At 39.4% G+C, this 25,223-nt stretch carries 2 protein-coding genes; both read left to right on the forward strand.

The features are described 5' to 3' along the window. Positions 1 to 81 precede the first annotated feature (81 nt). Positions 82 to 4,599 carry an SDR family NAD(P)-dependent oxidoreductase gene (locus MTQ00_RS03450; RefSeq protein ID WP_273647755.1) on the forward strand — a complete coding sequence of 1,506 codons (4,518 nt, stop codon included), beginning with the start codon at positions 82 to 84 and terminating at the stop codon, positions 4,597 to 4,599. 10 nt (positions 4,600 to 4,609) lie between these two features. Further along, positions 4,610 to 25,144, forward strand: a complete 20,535-nt coding sequence (locus tag MTQ00_RS03455) for a non-ribosomal peptide synthetase (protein WP_273647756.1) — start codon at positions 4,610 to 4,612, stop codon at positions 25,142 to 25,144. Positions 25,145 to 25,223 lie beyond the last annotated feature (79 nt).

Here is a 25,223-nt window from a genome sequence, read left to right on the forward strand (position 1 = left end):
TGGACAGCTGTAGGAGAATATTGGGTAAAAGGATTTCCTGTAAAATGGAATGTATTATATCAGGAAACGAAGTGTAATAAAGTGAGTCTACCTCATTATCCTTTTGCAAGAGAAAGATATTGGCTGAAATCTGAACAGAAAATAGTTACAAGTTCTGCTATTGCACATCCATTATTGCATCAGAATAATTCCAGTCTAAAGAATTGTTTGTTTAGCAGTCTGCTGAATGGAAGTGAATCTTTTTTAAGAGATCATAAGGTCTTTGGAGAACAGGTTCTGCCTGGAGTCGCTTATCTTGAAATGGCCCGTGTAGCAGGTGAGATGGGTGCTGAGGTTTCAATAGCTCAATTAAGAGAAGTGAACTGGTTACAACCTGTAAAGGTTAATACTGAACCAGTACAACTTCATATTAATATTGAAACTTTGAATAATGAATGGACTTATAAAATCTATTCAGGTCCGGATGAGAAACAGTTGCATGGACAAGGAATAATGGGATCGGTTTCCAACGTAGTTCCTCAGATCAAAAACATCAATAAGTTACGAAATAGCTTTATTTCAAAAATGGATAAAGCAGCCTATTATGAATTGTTCAGATCTATTGGATTGGACTATGGAACAACCTTCCAGGGAGTTCAGGAGGTTTGGTATAATGAGGAGTCTGCATTATCAAGAATTGAGCTAACTCCAGAAGCTGGATTTACTTTATCCCCTGGAATGATGGATGGCGCATTACAAACCTGCATGGCGATCAGTCTTTCTGATCAAAGCCAGCAATTGATGTTGCCATTCAGTGTAAGGGAGATCAATATCTATAAGCCTTTATCACAAGAAATCTGGTGTTATGTGAGAAAAAACAGTTCAGGTAAACAATCCAGCAGTTATGAGATTGAAATGCTGAATCAGCAGGGTGAGGTTCTGATCAGTTTCACTGAGTTAGTGGTTTTAACATTAGAAAACAACAACAGTACATCTTCGGTGGCTCATGAGAATAAACGTCAGAATAAGGAAACTTCAGAGAGTGGTATTGGATTGTACCTGTATGCTAATGAATGGCAGAAAGCAGGTGTAGAGGAATTTAATTCAAAAAGAACAAACACATCAGTTGCTCCTTTGGTATTTTTGGCGGGTGGTTCTGCAGTATTAGCAGAAAAGCTGGAAGAGAGCCTGGAATGTGAAGTAAAGATGATTCATGAAAATGCTCCGGAAGAAACTTTCATTCAGATTCTTGAAGAAATACAGCAAAGAAAACCTGTAGGGCAAATGATTCAATTGGTATATCCTGCCGGAGAAGAAATGGATTATAGTTTTCTTTCAGGATTATTGAAAACAGCAGTACAGGAAAGCTTAGTGTCCGCAGGAAAACTAATTGAAGTAGACAATCTGTCGATTAACGGATTGAATGAATTAGTGAGGATTTTACAAATTGAACAGGAAAATACCGATGCTGAAGTTCGATATCACCTTGGAAGAAGAGAAGTAAAAAAACTGAAAGTTTTAAACATAAACGACAATCAAGAGGTAAAAACAGCCGCTAAAGAAAATGGTGTTTATCTGATCACTGGAGGTGCAGGCGGATTGGGATTATTATTTGCAGATTACTTCAATCAGACTGCAGGCACAAAAGTAATATTGGTCGGCAGAAGTGAGCTTAATGCTTCACAAAAAAGTAGATTAAGAAAATTGTCCAGCACCGCTTACGAACAATGCGATATTACTGATCTTGGAAGCGTAACGGCTTTAATGAAAAAAATCAAAAATGAATATGGCCGTATTGATGGTATTATTCATAGTGCTGGGGTAACCAGAGATAGCCTGATGATTCACAAGACAGCAGCTGAGGTTAGGGATGTTTTCTCTGCTAAAGTAAAAGGAGCTAAAAACATTGATCTGGCAACCAAAAATGAAAATCTTGATTTCACGGTTTATTTTTCATCATTAGCGGGAATATTCGGGAATACAGGACAGTCGGATTACGCATCAGCTAATTTGTGGCTGGATCATTTTGCTTCACATCGCGAAATGGAACGGCTTCGTGGAAAAAGAACAGGAAAGACAGTAAGCATCAACTGGCCATTATGGAAAGAGGGCGGAATGCAGATCAGCACAGAACACGAGAAATATATGGCGCATCATTTTGGTTTATGGCCAATGCTGACTGCTGATGGACTTCGTGCTTTTGACACTTTATTGAACAGCAATTTCAATCAGGGAATTGTCATCTATGGAGATCCTGAAAAACTGGGAATAGAAAAAGGAAGTTCACTACTTCAAAAAGAAGTGGCAAAAGAAACTCCGGTTTCCCAGGCTGATGACCATTTATATGAAGCATCTATAGAATATATTGGGACATTGATAGCCGGAACCTTAAAGATCCCTGTGGCTAAATTACAGCAGGATATTCCTTTTGAAGAATTTGGTATCGATTCTACGATAGTCGTAAGATTGACGAACCTATTGGAAGAAAAACTCGGTAAGGTTTCAAGAACCGTATTTTTTGAATGTCAGACCTTGGGTGAATTGGTTTCTCATTTCCTGAAAACCCATCGCAATGAACTTATGAAACTAACAGGATCAGCAACAACCGTTGATCATAAGAAAGTAGCCTTTACAGATCAGGTAAAAAATATACAATCTACAGCATCTGATAAGGCAGTAGATCAACGAACAGAAACTCCTGAAAAAGAACTTCCTGAATCATTAATACTATCTGAAGAGATTGCCATTATCGGATTGAGTGGAAAATATCCTGATGCTAAGAATCTGGATGAGTTTTGGGAGAATCTTAAATCAGGAAAAGACAGCATCAGAGAAATCCCTGAAGACCGTTGGAAGATCAGCGATTTTTATGATCCTGTAAAAGGTAAAGAAGGCAAAACCTATAGCAAGTGGGGTGGATTTATGAAAGATATTGATCTTTTTGACCCTTTATTCTTTAATATTTCTCCAAGGGAAGCAGAAATCATGGATCCTCAGGAAAGACTTTTCTTACAAACGGTATGGGAAACCATGGAAGATGCGGGATATACAAAAGCCAAACTTCAGGGGAAAGTAAATGAAACAAGCGGTATGTCAGGACAGGTTGGAGTATATGTAGGAGTAATGTACGAAGAATATCAGTTATTCGGAGCAGAAGAAACAGCAAAAGGAAATCCGACAGCTTTACTGGGCAACCCAAGCGGTATTGCCAACCGGGTATCTTACTTTTTCAATTTCCACGGACCTAGTATGGCGGTAGATACGATGTGTTCTTCTTCTTTAACGGCAATCCATATGGCTTGTAAAGATTTACAGTCAGGAGAAATAGAAATGGCTGTTGCAGGAGGAGTCAATCTAAGTTTGCATCAAAACAAATTTTTAATTTTAAGTGAAGGTGGATTCGCCTCCAGCAAAGGCCGATGCGAGAGTTTCGGAGAAGGTGGAGAAGGCTATGTACCGGGTGAAGGAGTTGGAGCTGTGTTACTAAAACCTTTAAGCCGTGCTGTTGCTGACGGTGATCGTATTTACGGAGTGATTAAAGGAACAGCTGTCAACCATGGCGGCAAAACCAATGGTTACACCGTCCCGAATCCAAAAGCTCAGACTGCGGTCATTAAAGCGGCCATGAAAAAAGCAGGAATTCAGCCGGAAGATTTCAGCTATATAGAAGCACACGGAACAGGAACAAGTTTAGGAGATCCTATAGAATTGACCGGATTAAAGAATGCATTCGAATCTGATGCTAAACAATTTTGCAGCGTAGGTTCCGTAAAATCGAACATTGGGCATTGTGAATCAGCAGCGGGAATATCAGGATTAACAAAGGTGTTGCTTCAAATGAAACATCGTCAATTGGTTCCTTCTCTGCATTCTGAAGTACTCAACCCGAACATAGATTTTGAAAACAGTCCATTCAGAGTACAACAGTCTCTGGAAGAATGGTCAACACAAGGTAATAAGGCACGGATCGCTGGAATCAGTAGTTTCGGTGCAGGAGGAAGTAATGCCCATATCATTATTCAGGAATATGTTAGCCCGCAGCCTGAGAATCGAAACGTTTCCGGACCAGCAATTATTGTATTGTCAGCTAAAAATATAAACAGACTCCGGGAGAAGGTTTCAGATCTGAAGGATTTTGTTGAAAAGAATGCAGAAATCAATCTTTATGATCTTGCATATACCTTACAGACAGGACGAGACGCACTGGAAGAGCGTTTAGCATTTTTAGCAGAAAGCAAAGCTGATCTGATCTTACAACTGAACAATTATCTGAAACATCATCTTGAAGAATTGCTTACAGGAAATGTCCGTAAGGATGATTCAGGATTCATGCTGGAAGGAAAAGCAGGAAAAGCTTATCTGGAAAGTGCTCTCCAGGAAAAGGAAAGCGAGTCTCTAATCAAATTATGGATCAAAGGAGCGGTTATCGATTGGGATCTGTTATATCAGGATGATAAACCATCCATCATCGGTTTGCCATCTTATCCTTTTGCAAAGGAAAGCTACTGGTTTGCCAAAAAGGAGGAAGATCCTGTAAAACATACGATTCAGGTACAGCCTATAAAACAAGTTCGGGATGAACAAAAACTACATCCTCTTTTACATGCTTATAAAAATTAATTGACCAATTATGACTAAACAACACCAATTCAACAGTATATATAACGGAAAAGAATTTTTTTTAACGGACCATAAAGTGCTTGGAACAAAGGTACTGCCTGGGGTCACTTATCTTGAGATGGCCCGCGCAGCAGGAGAATATGTTGCCGGAAAGGACGTTACTCAACTCAGGGACATTAGTTGGCTACAACCCGTTAAGATAAGTGACGCACCCGTTCAGCTTTATATGAACGTCGTGGAGCAGGGAGATGGATTAACCTATGAAATCTTTAGCGGTGAAGCCGATACTCAATTGCACACCAAAGGTATTTTAGGGACAGCTGACCAGCAGTCTCCGGAAATAAGAGATATCAACCATCTTCGTGATCTTTTTAAAGATTCCGGAAGCCATAAAGAAGGTGCAGATTATTATAAAATAATGAATTCCATTGGGCTTGAATATGGGAAAACCTTTCAGGGGATCCAGGAAATTTTTTACAATGGAAAAGCAGCTTTATCAAGAATAGCTTTATCAGCGGCAGAAGGCTTTGTATGGACTCCGGGAATGATGGATAGTGCGCTGCAAACCTGTATGGGAATTAGCCTTGCGGATCAGAATCAACAATTGATGCTGCCCTTCAGTGTCCGAGAAATGAATATTTACCAGGCGCTTCCGGAAGAGATCTGGTGTTATGTCACCAAAAACAGATCCGGTAAACTGGCTAATAGCTATGATATTGAATTATTGAACAATTTCGGAGAACTGGTAATTCGTTTTTCTGAATTTGTTGTAGTACCTATGGAAAAGAATGCTAAAACAAATGATAGCGTTAATGTAATTCCAGAACTCCACTTATACAATTATAATTGGAAAGCTGAAGCTTTAGATGAGGTCAATGCAGGATTATCAAAAACTGAAACAGGTGATGCTCCATTGGTACTATTGGCAGGTGGATCTGCTGTATTGGCTGAGAAATTAAGCGAAAGATTGGAATGTGAAGTAAAAACAATTAACGAAGGAACACCAGAGTCTGTTTTTATCCAGGTTTTAGAAGAAATACAAAATAAAAAGTCTGCTCAACTGCAGATTCATTTTGTTTATCCTGTTGCAGACGAGCTTGAATATGGTTTCATTTCAGCGATGTTGAAAACAGCCGTACAGGAAAATCAAATTTTACAAGGGAAAACAATCGGTGTAGAAGGCCTTTCGATCAATGAACTGGATGAATTGACAGAGATTTTACAGGAAGAACAAAGAAACCATGAACCGGAAGTACGTTATCAATCCGGGCAAAGAGAAGTTAGAAGCTTAACAGGAATTTCTGATAAAAATCCGGGATTAAAAACAGAGATCAAAGAAAATGGAGTGTACCTGATCACAGGTGGAGCTGGCGGACTGGGATTGATCTTCGCAGATTATTTGAATACAATACCGGGAACACAATTAATTCTGACAGGCAGAAGCGAATTAAACCCTACACAACAGGAAAAAATTAAAGGATTTAGAAATGCACAGTACGAGCGTTGTAATGTTACGGATTTAAAGTCTGTTACAGATTTAATTAAAAAGATAAAAAATAACTATGGTCATCTGGATGGAGTGATTCACAGTGCAGGAACTACCCGGGATAGCTTAATTACCAAAAAAACTACATCAGAAATTCATGATGTCTTCTCTGCTAAAATTACCGGAGCTCAGCATATAGATCAGGCAACAAAAGATGAGCAACTTGATTTTATGATGTTTTGTTCATCATTAGCAGGTGTATTTGGAAATACAGGACAGGCAGATTACGCCGCTGCTAATGCCTGGTTGGATTATTTTGCCAACCACAGACAGAAAGAATGTAACCAAGGAAAAAGAACAGGCAAAACCTTAAGTATCAACTGGCCTTTATGGAAAGGAGGCGGAATGCAGATCGATGCAGACCAGGAAAAATATATGGCCAGCCATTTTGGATTGTGGTCAATGCCTACTTCTGATGGGATTTCCGCTTTTGAAACTTTGTTGAACAACATTTCATCGCAAGGCGTTGTGGTATATGGTGAAGAAGATAAGTTGAACTCATGGATGAATGGGTCTTCAGCTTCTAAGACCAGCCAAAAGAAAACGGGTGGAAATGATAAAGCATTGTATGCCGCGTCCATGATCTATTTAGGAGATGTAATGACGAAAGAACTCAGAATGAAGAATCATAAGCTGGAACCGGATACATCTTTTGAACAGTACGGAATCGATTCTATCATGATCACAAAACTGACCAATCGTCTGGAAAGCATCTTCTACAATATCCCACGGACCTTATTTTTTGAATGCCAAACATTAGCTGAAGTCACCGAGTTTTTCGTTGATGCTTACCCTGAAAAACTGATCGAGCTTACTGGTGTAAAAACAGTATTGCCAGAAGAAACTACTGTTATTTCCAAATCTATCAATGAGGGCGTTAAAAGCGATATAAGATCTGCTTTTCACGTTGTGGAAAAATCTACAAGCAGAAATTCATCGGTTGTTAATGAGCCTATTGCCATTATCGGACTTTCAGGGAAATATCCTCAGGCTAAAAATCTTTCAGAATTTTGGGATAACCTGAAATCAGGAAAAGACAGTATTACAGAAATCCCTGCAAACCGCTGGGATCTTACAGATTTTTATGACGAAGAAAAAGGAAAGGCAGGAAAAAGCTATAGCAAATGGGGCGGATTTATTGATGAAATAGATCATTTTGATCCCTTGTTTTTTAATATCTCTGTTCGTGAAGCAGAATTAATGGATCCACAGGCACGTCTTTTTCTTCAAACAGCCTGGGAAACATTTGAAGATGCAGGATATCCTAAAAAGAAACTGGAAGGAAGAAGAGATAAAGATGCTACCCAGCCGCAGGTAGGTGTGTATGTAGGGGTGATGTATGAAGAATATCCTTTATTTGGAGCTGAAGAAAATGCGAAAGGTAATTTCGTAAATCCTGGTGGAAGCATCAGCAGCATTGCGAACCGGGTATCTTACTTTTTCAATCTGAATGGGCCCAGTATGGCAGTAGATACCATGTGTTCTTCTTCTTTAACAGCAATACATCTTGCTTGCGAAAGCATCCAGAATGGTAATTGTACAATGGCTTTAGCCGGAGGAGTAAATATCAGTGTACATCCGAATAAATATCTGATGCTGAGCCAAGGGATGTTTGTCTCCAGTAAAGGCAGATGTGAAAGCTTTGGAGAAGGAGGAGAAGGTTATGTTCCAGGTGAAGGAGTGGGTGCTGTATTGCTAAAATCTTACAGTCAGGCATTAGCAGATGGAGATCGTATTTATGGTTTAATTAAAGGGACGGCTCTTAATCACGGAGGTAAAACCAACGGATATACTGTACCGAACCCAAAAGCACAGGCTTCCGTAATCAAAGCTGCCATGAAAAAGGCGGGTGTAAAGGCTGAAGATTTCAGCTATATCGAGGCGCACGGTACCGGAACAAGTCTTGGAGATCCTATTGAAATAGCAGGATTAAATAAAGCTTTTGAATCTAAAAACAAACAATTCTGCAGCATTGGCTCCGTAAAATCCAATATTGGGCATTGCGAATCAGCAGCAGGAATATCGGGATTAACCAAGGTTCTGTTACAAATGCAGCACCGCCAACTGGTACCTTCTCTGCACTCTACGATATTAAATCCTAACATAAAATTTGAAAATACACCATTTAAAGTTCAACAAGAACTTGAAGAATGGCCTGTTGTAAATAATAAACCAAGGCTTGCCGGAATCAGTGGATTTGGTGCAGGAGGAAGCAACGCACATCTGATCGTAGAGGAATATGTAAGTGAAAATGTTGCTTACAGACAGCAAATGCCATTGGTAATTGTATTATCAGCCAAAGACGAAGAGAGATTAAAAGTAATTGTTGAGAACCTCAAAAAGCATATTGAAAATCATTCCGAAATCAATCTTGATGATCTTGCCTACACGCTTCAAACGGGAAGAGAAGCAATGGAAGAAAGACTGGCTTTTATTGCAGAAGGTAGAGAAGACGTGCTTTCTCAGCTGTCTTGTTATCTGGAAAAGAATACACAGAATTTATACATTGGGAATATCCACAATGATCAACTGGGAATTTCTCTGGAAGGAAAGTCTGGGATGGCTTATCTGGAAAGCATCATCAGAGAAAAAGAGAGTCATTCTTTAGCTCAGTTATGGGTAAAAGGTGTGAATATTGACTGGAATCTGATTTACAATGATGCCAAACCATCTGTTATTAGTTTACCATCTTATCCTTTCGCGAATGAACGTTACTGGTTTCCAAAAGGAGACGGAGAATTAGTATTAAAAGCAGGTTCAAAACTTCACCCTTTATTGCATACTAATACTTCTAACCTTAGAGAACAGCAGTTTACCAGCATTTTTACAGGGAAAGAATTGTTTTTAACGGATCATCTGGTACATGATGTTAAGACATTACCGGGAGTTGCTTATCTGGAGTTGGCAAGAGAAGCAGGCGAGCAATCTTTACAGGCAAAAATTACAAAATTAAAAGAGGTTAGCTGGTTACATCCAATTCAGATCAACGATAAGGAGCAAACTGTTTTTACCAGTGTGTTTACTTCAGAGAATGAAATAGAATTTGAAGTCTATACCCAGGACGATGCCGAAGAGGTACATTGCAGAGGGATTTTATCTACTGATGAATTGTTCATTCCTGAACAGAAAAATATAAAAACAATCAAAGCAGGATTAGCCCATACAATAAGTGGAAGTGACTGTTATACTTTATTCCAGAAATCTGGATTAGGTTATGGTAAAAGTTTCCGTGGCATCCGGGAGATGTATTATGATGAAGACGAAGTTTTATCAAGAGTTTCCTTACCAAAGGATCGAGCTTTGGTTTTAACTCCGGGAGTTCTGGACAGTGCATTACAATCATGCATAGGAATGCAGCTGGCAAAAAGCACCAAAGAGATTTTATTGCCCTTTAGCGTAGCTGAAATAGAGTTGTATCAGGATTTAACAGATGAATTGTGGTGTCACATTAAGAAAAATAAAGCAGGGAAGAGAATTAGCAGCTATGACATTGATCTTTTGAATAATCAAGGACAGGTTGTTCTTCGTTTCAAAGAATTGGTATTGTTACCTGTGAATGGTTTTGTAGCCAATGATAGTGTTAATGATACCGAAATGGCTCCGAAAGGACTTAGCTTATTAGCTGATCATTGGAAGTATCAGCCAGAACCTGTACAATCTCTTAGAGATACAATGCCGATCATCATATTGGCAGGAGGATCCGGGACCATGGCCGATGATCTTTACAATCATTTCTCATTAACGGTTACGGCCATTAATACAGTAAAAGAGGAAGATTTCTTTATGGATATGCTTTCTCTGGCAAAAACAGTAATGCCTCATAAAAAGGCAACTCATATTGTCGTTGCTTGTAGTCAGGATCAGTATTATCAGTATGGTTTTATTACTGGTTTACTAAAAACGTTAACCCAGGAAAATCCTAGAATTACGGGAAAACTGATCAGCATAGAAGATCAGGCATTTCAAAATCTTGAAGAATTGGGTGGTATTTTGATGAATGAAAAACAGAATCCAGACCATGAAGTGCGTTATTCAGCAGGAAAACGCGAGGTAAGATCAATGGAAAATAGGTTGATTGATTCATCCACAGCTCCCGTTCACATCAAGTCAGACGGAGTATATCTGATTACTGGCGGGGCTGGTGGATTAGGGTTGATCTTTGCGCAATATCTTAATAAAACAGAAGGAGCAACAATAATTTTAACGGGCAGAAGTCCACAGTTGAATCCTTCTCAACAAAAAGCTGTTGATCAATTAGATAATGCATTGTATTATCCTTGTGACATCAGTGATGAGTCAGCAGTCAATGATCTTATTCAAAATATCATTGAAAAACATACGAAACTTGACGGTGTTATTCATAGTGCGGGAGTGATCCGTGACAGTATGATCCTTCAGAAAACAAAAAAGGAAGTAAAAGAAGTCTTTGCGGCTAAAATAAAAGGAACCAGAAATCTGGATATGGCAACGAAAGACCTTCCGTTAGAGTTTATGATCACTTGCTCTTCCGTAGCGGGGGTCAATGGAAACGCCGGACAGTCTGATTATGCTTCAGCGAACACCTGGATGGATAATTATGCCCATTACAGGGAAAGCGAACGTATGAATGGCAGACGTTATGGAAAGACTTTAAGCATTAACTGGCCACTCTGGAAAGAAGGCGGAATGCAAATCAGTGCTGAAGCTGAAATCTATATGATGCAACACTTTGGTTTGGCACCGATGCCAACTGATGTGGGTATTAAGGCATTTGAAAGCTTAATGAATAGTGGAATTACCCAGGGAATGGTACTGTTTGGAGATACTAAAGAGGAGAAGGTTTTGGTGGAGAAACCAGAAGAAATATCCTATTCACCAACAGAAACTTCTGTCAATAATGATAGTCTTTACAATGCGTCCATAATCTATCTGCGTGGCCTTCTGGCAAAAGAGTTGAGAATGCCTGAAGAAAAATTAAAGGCTGAAGTTCCTTTTGAGCAGTACGGAATTGATTCCGTATTGGTGATCAGGCTTTCTAATTGCCTGCAGGACGTATTTGGTAAGTTACCCCGTACCTTATTCTTTGAATACCTGACCCTGAAAGAGCTTTGTGGCTACTTTATGGAAGCTCATCGTTCATTACTTTTAGAATTAACAGGATTGGCTGTAGTAAAAGCTTCGGCACCTTTGACAAAAGAAGTTATAAAAACTGAGAGACCTGTTGATGTTCAAAACAGACGCCAGCGTTTTTCAATGGTACAACAACAATCTGGGAATAAAAACATCAACGAAGATATTGCCATTATCGGTATCAGCGGACGTTATCCGGATGCCAATAACCTGGAAGAATTCTGGGAGAATCTTAAAATCGGAAAAGACTGTATCACACAGGTTCCGGCGGACCGTTGGAATGCAGATGAAATGTATCATGAAGAAAAAGGTCGCCCTGGAAAAAGCTACAGCAAATGGGGTGGGTTTATGAATGACATTGATAAGTTTGATCCCTTATTTTTCAGTATCTCACCAAGAGAAGCAGAATTGATGGATCCTCAGGAACGTCTTTTCCTGCAGACCGTATGGGAAACGATAGAAGATGCGGGATACACCCGTGACAGTATACGTTCAGAAGATGCCAAAACCGGAATTGCTAAGAAAATCGGAGTCTATGCCGGAGTAATGTATGAAGAATACCAGTTATTTGGTGCTGAGGAAAGAATGAAAGGGAATTTTGTAACGCCGGCCGGTATAGCAAGCAGTATTGCCAACAGAATTTCATACTTCTTTAATTTCAATGGTCCGAGTATGGCCGTTGATACGATGTGCTCTTCTTCCTTAACGGCTATTCATTTAGCATGTAATGATCTGATTGTTGGAAATACCGATGTGGCTGTTGCCGGAGGAGTAAACATTAGCGTACATCCAAATAAATATCTGATGCTGAGCCAGGGACGTTTTGTGTCTGGTGCAGGCCGTTGTGAAAGCTTTGGTATGGGTGGAGATGGATATGTACCTGGAGAAGGTGTTGGAGCGGTATTATTAAAGCGTGTAAGCGAAGCGATTAAAGATGGTGACCATATTTATGGTTTAATTAAAGGAACCGCATTAAATCACGGCGGTAAAACGAATGGATATACCGTTCCAAATCCAAAAGCTCAGGCTGCAGTAATTAAAGCTGCGATCGAGAAAAGTGGAGTTAAGGCAAGTGATTTAAGCTATGTAGAAGCCCATGGGACAGGAACTAGTCTTGGAGATCCGATCGAAATAGCAGGACTGAACAGAGCATTTGAAACTACAGAAAAACAGTTTTGCAGCATCGGTTCTGTCAAATCCAATATCGGACATTGTGAATCGGCAGCAGGAATTTCAGGATTAACCAAAGTGATCTTACAGCTTAAGCATCAGCAGTTGGTACCTTCATTACATTCCGCTGTTCTAAATCCGGATATTGATTTTGAAAACAGTCCTTTTAAAGTACAGCAACAACTTGAAGAATGGCCAACAAATGAAGGGAAACCTCGTATCGCCGGGATCAGTGGATTTGGCGCAGGAGGAAGCAATGCTCATATCATCATTGAAGAATATGCAGCTTTATCAGCCAGGAAATTGGACTATAAAATGCCTGTGATCATTGCATTGTCTGCAAAACATGCCAGCAGAATTGCCATCCAGGTGGAGAATCTGAAAAATTTCTTAGAAAAAAACAGTCAGGCAGATTTATATGATGTTGCCTATACCTTACAGATAGGTAGAGAGGAAATGGAGGAAAGGCTGGCATTCATTGCGACTGATAAAGAAGATCTGATGGTTCAGTTAAGCGATTATCTGGATCAAAAAACAATGAATCCAATCAGAGGAAATATTCGTAAAAAAGATGAAAACTACATCCAGCACACAAAAGATTTGCTTTCTATAGCAATGGCTTGGGTGAATGGAGTGGATACAGACTGGAATTCTCTTTATCCTAAAGGATTTCCTTCAAGAATCAGTTTGCCGGCTTATCCATTTATAAAAGATCGATACTGGATTCCTATCGTTAACGACGGAATTGTACAATATGGTCAGAATAATCTGCACCCATTATTGCACAGCAATGATTCTGACCTGAATGAGCAGAAATTTATCAGCACCTATACGGGAGAAGAAGATTTCTTAACACAGTGTGAGATCACCAATTATAAAGAACTGCCATCTTCTGCCTTATTAGAACTCGCAAGAGAAGCGGGAGAAAGAAGTTTACGTCAGCGTATTACCCAATTGAAGAATGTGTCATGGGTTGATCCGATAAGAGTAAACGGAGTTCCTGCCAATGTTCAGATCAACCTCTTTAACGCAGGAAATGAAATCGGGTATGAAATCTACACAAAACATAAAGAAAATAAGCCACAGCTTAATGGTCAGGGCTTACTGAATACGGAATTTCAACAGCCCCATGATCAAAAGAATATTGAAGATTTAATACAATACTATCAGTATTCTCTTGAAAAAGAGGCACTTTACAGCTTGTTTGCAAAAGCAGGTAAGACTTATGCAGCTGACTTTCAGGGAGTGGAAATATTGTATTTCGATAAACTTGATGCACTGGCAAAAATCGTATTACCGGTTACTGATGAATTTATTCTTTCTCCGGGAGTATTGGATAATATCGTACAAACCAGTACGGGTTGGCTGTTAAGTCAGGGAGAACAATCTCTTTATCAGCCTTCAGATGCTGCTGAAATAACCATTTTTGGAACATTACCTTCAGTGATCTGGTGCCATGCAACATTTGAGAAAAAGCAAAGTGGAACTTTCTGTTGCCAAATGGATATTATGGATGAAGAGGGAACTGTTTTACTGCATTTCAGGGATTTGGTATTGTCACCTCAGGTTACCTTTCAAAGCACTTCGGGTAAAGCTTCATCCATTGCTCACAAACCTATGTGGGACAGGATAATTACCCAGCCGGAAGCTTCAGTTTTAATTGAAGGAAAACAGATCCTTGTTACCGGAGGTTCAGATCCGGTATTTGGTGAAGAACTTGGAAAATGGCTAATGAATCAAGGTGCGGAGGTGACCACTACAGAAACTTTAGATGCAATTCCTGATGATGTAGCAGGTGTTTATCTTTTACAGGGATTAACTGAAATAGGTGATGATGCATTAATGGATGATCATTCTGCAAGAGAATTGGCCGTATTTACTAGCATAAAACAATTATTAGATGCGGGAATCAAAGACTTGAAACTTACCGTATTCACTTCTAATACACAGAAAGTTTTGCCGGATAGTAAGATAACTTCTGCAGGAAGTGGTATGATAGGAATGACAGGAGCCTTGATAAAAGAACAGCCTCAATGGTCAGTTAACCGGATTGATCTGGATGTATCTGCATTGAAAAATCCTGCGGAAATTAATTGGACAGATCTATTTACAATCAGTCTTGATAATAAAGAAAATGCAGTTACTGCTTTGAGAAACGGGCATTATTACAGACAACATTTGTATCCTATTGTATTACCTGAAGTAAATTCTTCAACGTTTAGAAACGGAGGAACTTATGTATTGCTAGGGGGTGCAGGAGGATTAGGAAAAGCAACTACAGAATACCTGGTAAAGAACTATCAGGCGAAGATCATCTGGTTGGGAAGAAGAGTCGCTGATGAAGCAATTATGATGGCTCAGGAAGAAATTGCCAAACTGGGACAAAAACCTGAATACTACTCATGTGATGCTACTGATCCAAAACAGGTTGAAAAAGCTTATAAATTAATTAAAGAAAATCACAGCGAGGTTCACGGTCTGTTTCACTCAGCAATTGTTTTGCATGATATGCTTTTGAAAAATATGACTGAAGATGATTTTAAAAAAGCGTTCATGCCTAAATCTCTGTCCAGCCAGAATTTAGTATATATATTCAAAAACGAACCTCTTGATTTTATCTGTTTCTATTCCTCAGCACAATCTTTGGTACATGCTCCGGGACAAGCTAATTATGCGTCAGGGTGTTCTTTTAAAGATAGTTATGCGCTTAATGTAAACCACCTGTTGAATATCCCTGTTAGGATCATCAATTGGGGATATTGGGGCGAGATCGGTATTGTAGCGGCAGATGGTTATAAAGAAAAAATGAAGCAGGCAGGTATTGAAAGCATAGAGACGGAAGAGGGAATGCACTTGCTTGAAACCGTGTTAAACAACAATGAACAACAGATCGTTGCTTTGAAACTCTCTGCTGCAACGGCTGCTGCTATGCCTACCATGCATCATGAGAAGGAGATTTCACAAGTCAGATCCAGTTCCGTATTACAAATGGAAGAAGCGGATGCTCTTATTTATCCAAAAGCAGATGAGCAGGATCAGATATTTGAAATGCTTTGCTGTAAAGGAATCTTGAAAGTATTACTTCAACTTGGACTGGAAGAAAAGCAGACTACGGGTCAAACAATCAGTAGTTTAAGATCTCAACTTTCCATTAATGATAAATATGAACAGTTATTTTTTGTTTTGATTCATTTATTGGAGACAAAAGGATATGTAACCGTAAAAGACACTCAGATTTTTGTGGCTGAAGAAACAAAAGACGCTCTTAATGATTTTGATTTCGAACAGCAGATGAGTGAGCTTGTGATGAAGGGACAGGAATACCGTCCTCATGGAACACTGCTTAAGATTTGTCTGGAGTCCTTCATAGAAATCATAACAGGAAAGATACAGGCTACTTCAGTGATGTTTCCCGGAGGAAGCATGGACTATGTAAGCGGTATTTATAAAGGAAATGCGCAATCCGATTATTTCAACGATTTGTTGACCGGGATCATCAAAAATAGTGTTGCTGCCAGTATTCCTTATTTGAAACCGGGTGAAAAGATCAGAATATTAGAAGTAGGAGCAGGAACAGGAGGAACAAGCCAATTTGTTTTCAGAGCATTGGAACCTTATAAAGACCATCTTTTCTACTTATACACGGACCTTTCACACAGTTTCCTTCATTATGCAGAGCAACAGTTTAAAACAATGGCACCGTATCTGGAAACAGCTATTTTGAATATAGAATCGGATCCTTCCGATCAGCAGATAGAACTAGGCAGTTATGATATCGTGATTGGTGCTAACGTAGTGCATGCCACTAAAAACATGGCCGTAACCCTGAATAATATCAAAGCTTTATTAAAACAGGATGGCCTACTGATCATGAATGAAATAGCACGCACAGAAATATTTACCACATTAACTTTCGGATTATTAGACGGATGGTGGCTGTATGAAGACCGCGGAATACGATTAAACGGAAGTCCTGGACTATCATCAGAAAGCTGGCAAAATGTGTTGAAAGAAACGGGTTATCTTCAAGCAATAAGCTATCCTCAGGGAGAAGTCCTTTCACAACAGATCATTTGTGCTACCAGCGATGGAAAGATCATTTCCGAAATAAAACAACCAGAAAAAAAACATGAAATCAAAATGGTGCCTCCTGTTATACAACAGACTACAGCAGCACCAAAACAGAAAATGCCTGTTATGAAAAAAACAATAGATAATAATAGCCTGATCCAACAGCTGACCAAAATAGCTGCCGATTTAATCAAACTTCCACCAGGCGATTTTGATATAGAATGCCAGTTTATGGATTATGGTTTTGATTCCATCCTGAGTATGGAACTCATCAAAAATATCAATGAAAAACTGAAGGTGGATCTGAAATCTACAGATATTTTCAGCTATGGAACCATCCAGCAGCTTGCTGAGCATTTAATGCAGAACTTTAGCGAAGCATTACAAGTTGAAGTGGCTGTTGAAACTTCAGTTCAAGCTTCAGTTCGTGAAGTGGAAACACCTTTGAAAACAAGATTTACTGCCCCTGTTAAAGCTCAGGAACCAGTATATCGCCATGAAAATGATATCGCCATCATTGGGATGAGCGGACAGTTTGGAGCTGCCAACGATCTGGATGCATTTTGGGAAGTTTTGAAAAATGGAAAAAGTCTGATCGGTGATGTACCTGCAGACAGATGGCAGGGATATACTCACAATGAAGGACCAAAATGGACAGGCAGTTTTTTACGGGATATTGATAAATTCGACCCTGTTTTCTTTAAGATTTCAGGAAATGAGGCCGAAATGATGGATCCGCAACAGCGTTTGTTCCTGGAGCATTGCTGGAAAGCCATTGAAGATGCAGCGATTAATCCGAAAAGTTTAAAAGGCAGCAAGTGTGGAGTATATGCAGGAGTGGCTCCAAGTGATTACAATATCCGGGAATGTGAGGAAGCTTCAGTAATGTGGGGGAATTCCAGCGCCGTATTAGCAGCAAGAATATCTTACTTCTTAGATCTGAAGGGACCTGCAATTTCTGTGGATACAGCGTGCTCAAGTTCTCTTTTGGCGATGGATATGGGGTGCAGCAGCTTACAAAAAGGAGAAACCGACCTGATTATTGCGGGTGGAATCAATATCATGACAACGCCTGGTTTTTATTCTCTGGCCAGCAGAGCCGGAATGATGTCTTCCACAGGACAATGCCATACTTTTGATAAAAAAGCGGATGGATTTGTTCCGGGTGAAGGGGTAGGAGTTGTGATCATGAAACGTCTTGCGGACGCAGAACGAGATGGAGACAGAATTTATGGAGTGATCAAAGCCAGCTTAACCAATCAGGATGGAGCTTCCAATGGAATTACAGCACCAAGTGTTCTGGCACAACAGGAACTTGAAAAGGAAGTCTATAAAAAGTTCAATATCAATCCTGAGACCATCAGCTATGTAGAAGCACATGGTACAGGAACCAGTCTGGGAGATCCTATTGAGTTGGATGCCTTGACGAATGCTTTCAGAAAGTATACAGAAAAAACACAGTATTGCAGAATCGGAAGCGTTAAAACCAATATTGGTCATACATTAGTTGCTGCAGGAGTAGCAGGTGTTCTGAAGATCATGCTTTCTTTAAAACATAAACAATTGGTACCCACCTTGAATTTTGAAGAATGCAATCCTTTAATTGATCTTGTCAATAGCCCTTTCCAGGTAGGAAGTGAATTAACTGATTGGAAAACAGAAAATCAGGCACCAAGAAGAGCGGCCATCAGCAGTTTTGGTTTTAGTGGAACGAACGTACATATGGTCATTGAAGAGTATCCGGAAAATAAAGTGTCATCAATTTCTACCGAACCGGCATTGATCATTATTTCTGCAAAAAATGCAGAAAGACTTAAAAATCAGGTTAGTAAATTGCTGTCTTGGTTAGAAAGAAATCCACGAACTAATATTCAGGATATAGCTTATACCCTGCAAGTCGGAAGAGAACCGATGGAAGAACGTTTTGCTCTACTTGCTGCAGACCAGGCCGATCTGATGCTTCAGTTGGATGGATTCCTGAAAGGGAATACTGAAAACCTGATGATCGGAAACATCAAAAAGGATAAAGCAGACTTTTTACTGGAAGGCGGAGCTGGTAAGGCATATATTGACTATGCTATTGCCCATGGTGAGATCAAATCGTTAGCAGTGTTATGGACAAAAGGAATAACCATCAACTGGGATTTATTGTACCAGGAACAACGTCCGAATAAAATCAGTCTTCCTACATATGCTTTTGCCCGTCAGAGTTACTGGATTCCGGAGGTTAAATCTACTGTCAACCGTCAGCAAACAAGTTATCTGCATCCACTGATCCACCGTAATACCTCAACAGTTAAATCTTTCCAGTTCTCCAGTACTTTTACAGGAAACGAAGAATTTTTAAGTGATCATAAAATACAGAATGAGATTATATTACCGGGTGTAGCTTACCTTGAAATGGCAAGAATTTCAGGAACCGAGCTTTTATCAGAAAAGATAACCGTTCTTAAAAATATCGCATGGATGAGTCCTGTACGTGTCAATGGAAAGGCAGAAGAGGTGCATATTCGTTTGAAAAGCATTAATGAAGAACTTAGTTATGAAATCTATTCATTGAATGGACAAGAGCAGCTTCATAGCCAGGGTCGTATTTCAACGCAATCTTTGCCAGTGAAGAGTTCATTTGATCTTACATCTATTCAAAACAGAATGTCAGAGAGTGTGGACCGAGCAACATGTTATGATATTTTCAGACAGATGGGACTTCAATACGGAAATAGTTTCATGGGAATTGAGCATATGTATTACTCATCCTCAGAAGCATTGTCGAAGATTACATTACCAAAATTACAAGGATTCAGTGTTTCTCCGGGTCTTTTGGATAGTGCATTGCAAACCTGTATGGGAATGGGCTTTATCGATAAAAAACCGGTTACTCAGCTTCCATTTAGTGTTAAAGAAGTTGTATTCTATGAAGAACTGCCTCTTAATATCTGGAGTTATGCCAGAAAAAGCAAAGCCAATCAGGGAAATGGAGCTGTAATTACCTATGATGTAGATATTCTGGATGATCATGGAAAAGTATTGATGAGTTTCCATGATTTTGTTACCCTTCCGGTAGATGGAACTGAGAAAACAGAATGGTCGGATGCTGCAACAGATGCCTGCATATTTACGATGAATTGGGAAGAATGTGCTGCAGAAAGCTTTGCCGGACATGATAACGAAGCGATTCCAATGGTCTTGTTGGTAGACAGCCCGGCACAACTTGCGGAAAATCTTAAAACAGAATTGGGAATTGAAACCACAACGATCGATGGGGCAGTTGCCGAAGATTACCTGATTGATGTGATGTCTGTAATTAAAAAAAGAGCATTAGAGAAAAATACGTCCCATTTACTGATCGTTTGCTGTATTGCAGATTATCTGGATTACGGCTTTATATCGGGGCTGCTTAAAACAGCAAGTCTTGAAAATCCGGGAATCACAGGGAAGATCATCAGTGTGGAGCGACTTTCTGTAAAAGATGCACCGGAACTGACCTCAATTTTACAGACAGAACTAGGTACTGCCGATGCAGAGATCCGTTATGAGTCCGGGCTTAGAAAAGTGAAAAAAATTAACGAAATTAATATTTCGGATAATGACGGATTAAAAATTAAAGAAAACGGAGTGTATCTGATCGTAGGGGGAGCAGGAGGAATAGGCAGATTATTCGCTACCCACATCAACAAAATACCAAAAACGAAAGTAATCTTAACAGGTAGAGGTCAGCTAGATGAAGAAAAAGAAGCTTTCATTGCGGGTCTTGCTCATGGAGATTACTTCAGTTGTGATGTGAATAATAAAGAAGAGGTTGTGAGTTTACTGGATCAGATTAAAGAAAAATACCACCGAATAGATGGAATCATCCACAGTGCAGGGGTAACCCAGGACAGTTTGATCGTCAATAAAATTCCTGATGAAGTTGAAAAAGTTTTTGCTGCTAAAGTAAATGGCGTTAAGAACATTGACGAAGCCACCAAAGATGAAGCTCTTGATTTTATGGTGCTGTTTTCCGGATTAGCCGCCATCACAGGAAATGCAGGCCAGGCAGATTATGCAGCCGCTAATGTCTATCTGGATAATTATGCCGTGTACAGGGAATCTGAGCGCAATAAAGGGAAACGACAAGGGAAAACGATCAGCATCAATTGGCCATTCTGGAAAGAAGGTGGAATGGTAATGGACGAGACCAATCAGGAATATTTAGACAAACAATATGGATTGTCTCCTTTACCTAAGTCGGTTGGAATTAACATTTTTGATCAATTATTAGGCAGTAATTACACCCAGGGAATCGTAACCTATGGAAAAGTTGATAAAATACGATCTCAATTACTGAACAGATTAGTAGTAAAACAGAAACAGGTACAAGCGCATGCTATGCCTAAAAGTGCTGAATTACAGGATAAGGTCGCATCAAAATTATTGGAGATCACGGCTCAGCTGTTGAAATTATCCGAAAGCGATATTGAAAGGGATGAAAAACTGAGTGATTACGGATTTGACTCCATTTTACTGATCAAGTATTCTAATGAACTCAATGATTTCTATGATACGGACCTGACTCCTGCTGTTTTCTATAATTATCCAACGATCAATGATCTGGCTGATTTCCTTCTCGAAGAATATCAGGAGAAAATAACAGCCGTTCATCAGCCTGAAGCATTATCGGATAGTACCATCAATGATGTAGAAGAAATTCAGGAGGAAGAATCACCAAGATATCCGCTTTCAGAAGGTCAGAAAGGACTTTGGTTTATACAGCAACTGGAACCTGAAAATACAAATTATAATGTTCCTGTATCGTTTATTATTCCGGGAACCATCGATTATAATGTCATGAAAAAAGCATTTCAGCTAACGCTTGATGAATATCCGGTTCTTAAGTCCCGTTTTCTTACTGATGAAACCGGAGAGATTTATAATCAAATTCAAAATGTATCAGAAGTTGAAGTGGATGATCAAGAGCTTGCTGAAGGTCAGAACATCAATGAAGTTTCATGGAATCTGGTAAGAAAACCATTCAATCTGGAGATAGAATTACCGGTAAGATTATATGTCAGAAGAGACCTTGCAGCCCATAATAATTATATTCTATTGGTATTTCATCATATCATTTTTGATGGAATGTCAAGCTCTGTGTTTATAGCTTCTCTTTTTGAAAAATGCCAAAAACTTTTAGACGGAGAAAAAATAGTGGCTAAAGAACCTGATTTTGCCTATTTCAGTTACGTAGAATGGGAAAAGAATTTCATTCTAAGTAAGAAAGGAGAGAAAAGTCTGGCGTATTGGAAAAAGAATTTATCTGGGACACTACCCATAATTAATTTGCCTTACGATTTGTACAAGCAGAACAGTACCAAAACAACTACGATTGGTATTGAAAGAATAAAGCTTGTGGAGGAGAAAGTAGATCAGCTCAAAGAATTAGGCAAAAAGCTGAAAGTCAATCTTTCTGTCTTATTCTCAGGGATCTATGCAATGTTACTTCATAAGTTGACCACAGAGGAAGACCTATTGATCTTGATGCCGACTGCAGGACGTCCTAAAAAGGAGTATGAAAACAGTATTGGTTATTATGTCAATATGATGATATTGCGTAACAGAGTGTCTGGAAACCAGACTTTTGCAGAGTTGGTGAAAAATATTCAAAAAGGAATGATAAATGGAATGTCTCATGCAGCTTATCCTTTGCCTAAATTATTATCAGATCTGAATTTAGACCGTTTCGGTAATAGAGAAACACCATTCAAAGTATCATTCATTTATCAGAACATCTTTGATGAAATATTAACGGGAGGTGGTTCAGGTATTGAAATTTATGATGAAGTATATCAGGAAACGGCTCACGTGTATTCTTTGGAAATACAGGATCTGAGAAAAGAAATCATTGTAAGCCTGAAATATGATCAGGATGTATTCAGTCCGGAGCTGATACAACAACATATGGGATATTTCATGGAGCTAATGAATGGTGTTCTGGAAAATACAGCAAGACAGATAAAAACGTATGAAGTTCTATCCAAAGAAGAAATCAATTACTTCCTTTACGAAAGAAATGACACAGCGGTTGAATATCCGAAACATAAAACATTATCTGATCTTTTCGAAGAGCAGGTCCTTAAAACCCCTGATCAAATTGCAGTAGTGCACGATGGGAGACGAATTACGTATGCTGAATTAAATGAAATGGCGAATCGTTTAGCGGGAGAACTTGTAAAATCAGGTCTTCCGGCTAATGCTCCTGTTGCGATGGTTTCCCATAAAAGCTTAGAGCAGGTTTGGGGCGTATTGGGAATTCTGAAAGCTGGTGGACATTATATTCCTGTTAAAGGCAGCCTGCCTGAAAACAGGATGAATGAATTGATTAAACAGACGGAATCCACTATCGTTTTGGTACAACCGGATTATATGGATAAGGTAAGCTTCTCTGAGGAAGTGAAAATAATCCTTCTGGAAGAAAGGACTTTCGCCGAAGAATCAGCGGATCATGAAACTGTAAAAGTTCCGGATACAGAACTGGCTTATATCATTTTTACTTCAGGATCTACCGGAAAACCGAAAGGGGTAATGATCGATCATCGTGGGGCTGTCAATACCTTGTATGATATGAATGCAAGATTTGGCATTACTTCAGATGATAAGGTATTTGGAATATCCGATCTCAACTTTGACCTTTCTGTTTACGATATATTCGGAACATTTGCCTGTGGAGCAACATTGATCCTACCTCTGGAAACAGAAGGATTGAATCCCGATATCTGGCTTCGTTATGTGAAAGAAGAACAGGTGACTGTTTGGAATTCAGTACCTCAGATCGTGAATTTGTTGATAGAAAGACAGGAAGATACTTCTGAAATGCATCTTTCCAGCTTAAGAATGTACTGGATGAGTGGAGACTGGATTCCTTTGGATGTACCGGGCAGAATAAAAAAGATCAATCCGGACAGTGCTGTGATCAGCCTTGGTGGAGCAACAGAAGGTTCTATATGGTCTATTCATTATCCGATCGGTGAAATCAATCCGTCATGGAAGAGTATTCCTTACGGGTATCCTTTAGGTAATCAGGAAATGTATGTTTTAGATATCAACCTTTCTCCTTGCCCAGTGAATGTTCCCGGAGATATTTATATCGGCGGAATTGGGGTAGCTAAAGGCTATCACCAGGATCCAGAAAAAACAGCTGCCAGTTTTATTGAACATCCCGGAATGCAGAAACAATTATATCGTACCGGAGACATTGGCTGTCAGCATCCTGACGGATTTATTGTATTCCTTGGAAGACAGGACGGACAGGTTAAGATCAATGGATTCAGAGTTGAGTTAGGAGAGGTGGAAACCATTTTGCAGTTATCTCCGCTCGTAAAACAAGGCTTGGTTCTAACGGTAGAAGATGATAACAGAAATAAAAGACTGGTTGCATATGTCGTAGCAAATGATGTTTTTGACAAAGAAGAAATGCAAAAGCATTTAAGAGCTCATCTGCCTGAATATATGGTTCCTTCCATATTCATTGAAATAGATAAAATTCCGTTGTCTTCTAATGGTAAGGTTGATCGGAAAGCTTTGCCAAGCGTTGATCCAAATGATATTAATCAAAGTGAGTTTACAGCACCATCGGATGAAACAGAACATAAGCTGGCGGAGATATGGATCAGGCTATTAAAATTAAATAGGGTAGGTATTCATGATGATTTTTTCGATGTGGGTGGAAACTCATTAACGATGATTCAGTTAGCCCATAAGATCAATACTGCATTTGATAAAGACATTCAGCTGATCCACATCATGAAGAATCCAACGATTGCAGGAATTAAAATACTGATCAATGGTAATGAAGAGTCCTGTGAAGAATCTGTTTTAACATTAAGAGAAGGAAATATGGAAGAAGTAACTTTTGTTATTCCAGGTGCGCTTGGGTCAACAGAAGGTTACTTTACCCTGGCAGGTAATTTACCTGGGGAAGGAGCTGTTTATGGACTGCAGATGAAGGGGATCACAGCGGATGAAGCTCCTAATACAAGTATTGAAACAATGGCATCTTATAACCTGGAACAGATTAAACAGACGGGAGTCATTGGAGGTATCAATTTATTGGCACACAGTTATGGTGGTATTGTAATCTATGAGATGATCAGACAGGCGAAGGAATTGGCCATCGAAATCGACAAGGTTATCTTCCTGGATTGCTTCACAGATCCGCTTTCTTCTTTCAATTCCTTAGAGGAAGCTCAAAAATTGGGAACTTATTTCAGATCACTGATCCAATTCAGTCAGCCATGGTTGAGTGACGATGCCGTAGAAGAGCTTGTGAAACAACTGCCGCAAGAGGATTATATGCCATTTATCTGTGATACAGTCCATACACTTCCAGCTAAAACAGTAGCCAGAATGTGGGAGGTATTCCGGGCCTCTATTTCAGCGGTTTACAAGATGGAAGAAAAGCTGGATCAAACTTTAATTTTCGTAGAGGCAGATAATACGAAACTTTCAGGCGAAGATTGGGGAGATCAGGGAGCTGCTGCAGGCTGGGATCAATATTTCAGCGATGTGCAGATCATCCCTACAGAGGCCAATCACTTTACCATTGTGAATACACCATATTGTACAGAATGGTTAACTAAAATAAATACCGAAGAAAATATAAAACAGACACTTTAATAATCACAATAAACACACAATAAGACATATGAAACACCCATGCCAAAAATTATTTTAACACACAAGAAAATGATTATGG

The sequence above is a fragment of the Chryseobacterium sp. B21-037 genome, assembly GCF_028570785.1.
Classification (GTDB): Bacteria; Bacteroidota; Bacteroidia; order Flavobacteriales; family Weeksellaceae; genus Chryseobacterium; species Chryseobacterium proteolyticum.

What these genes read in the sequence shown, in the direction of transcription:
- MTQ00_RS03455 (WP_273647756.1), top strand. Translation starts at nt 4,610, where the DNA reads ATGACTAAACAACACCAATTCAACAGTATATATAACGGAAAAGAATTT.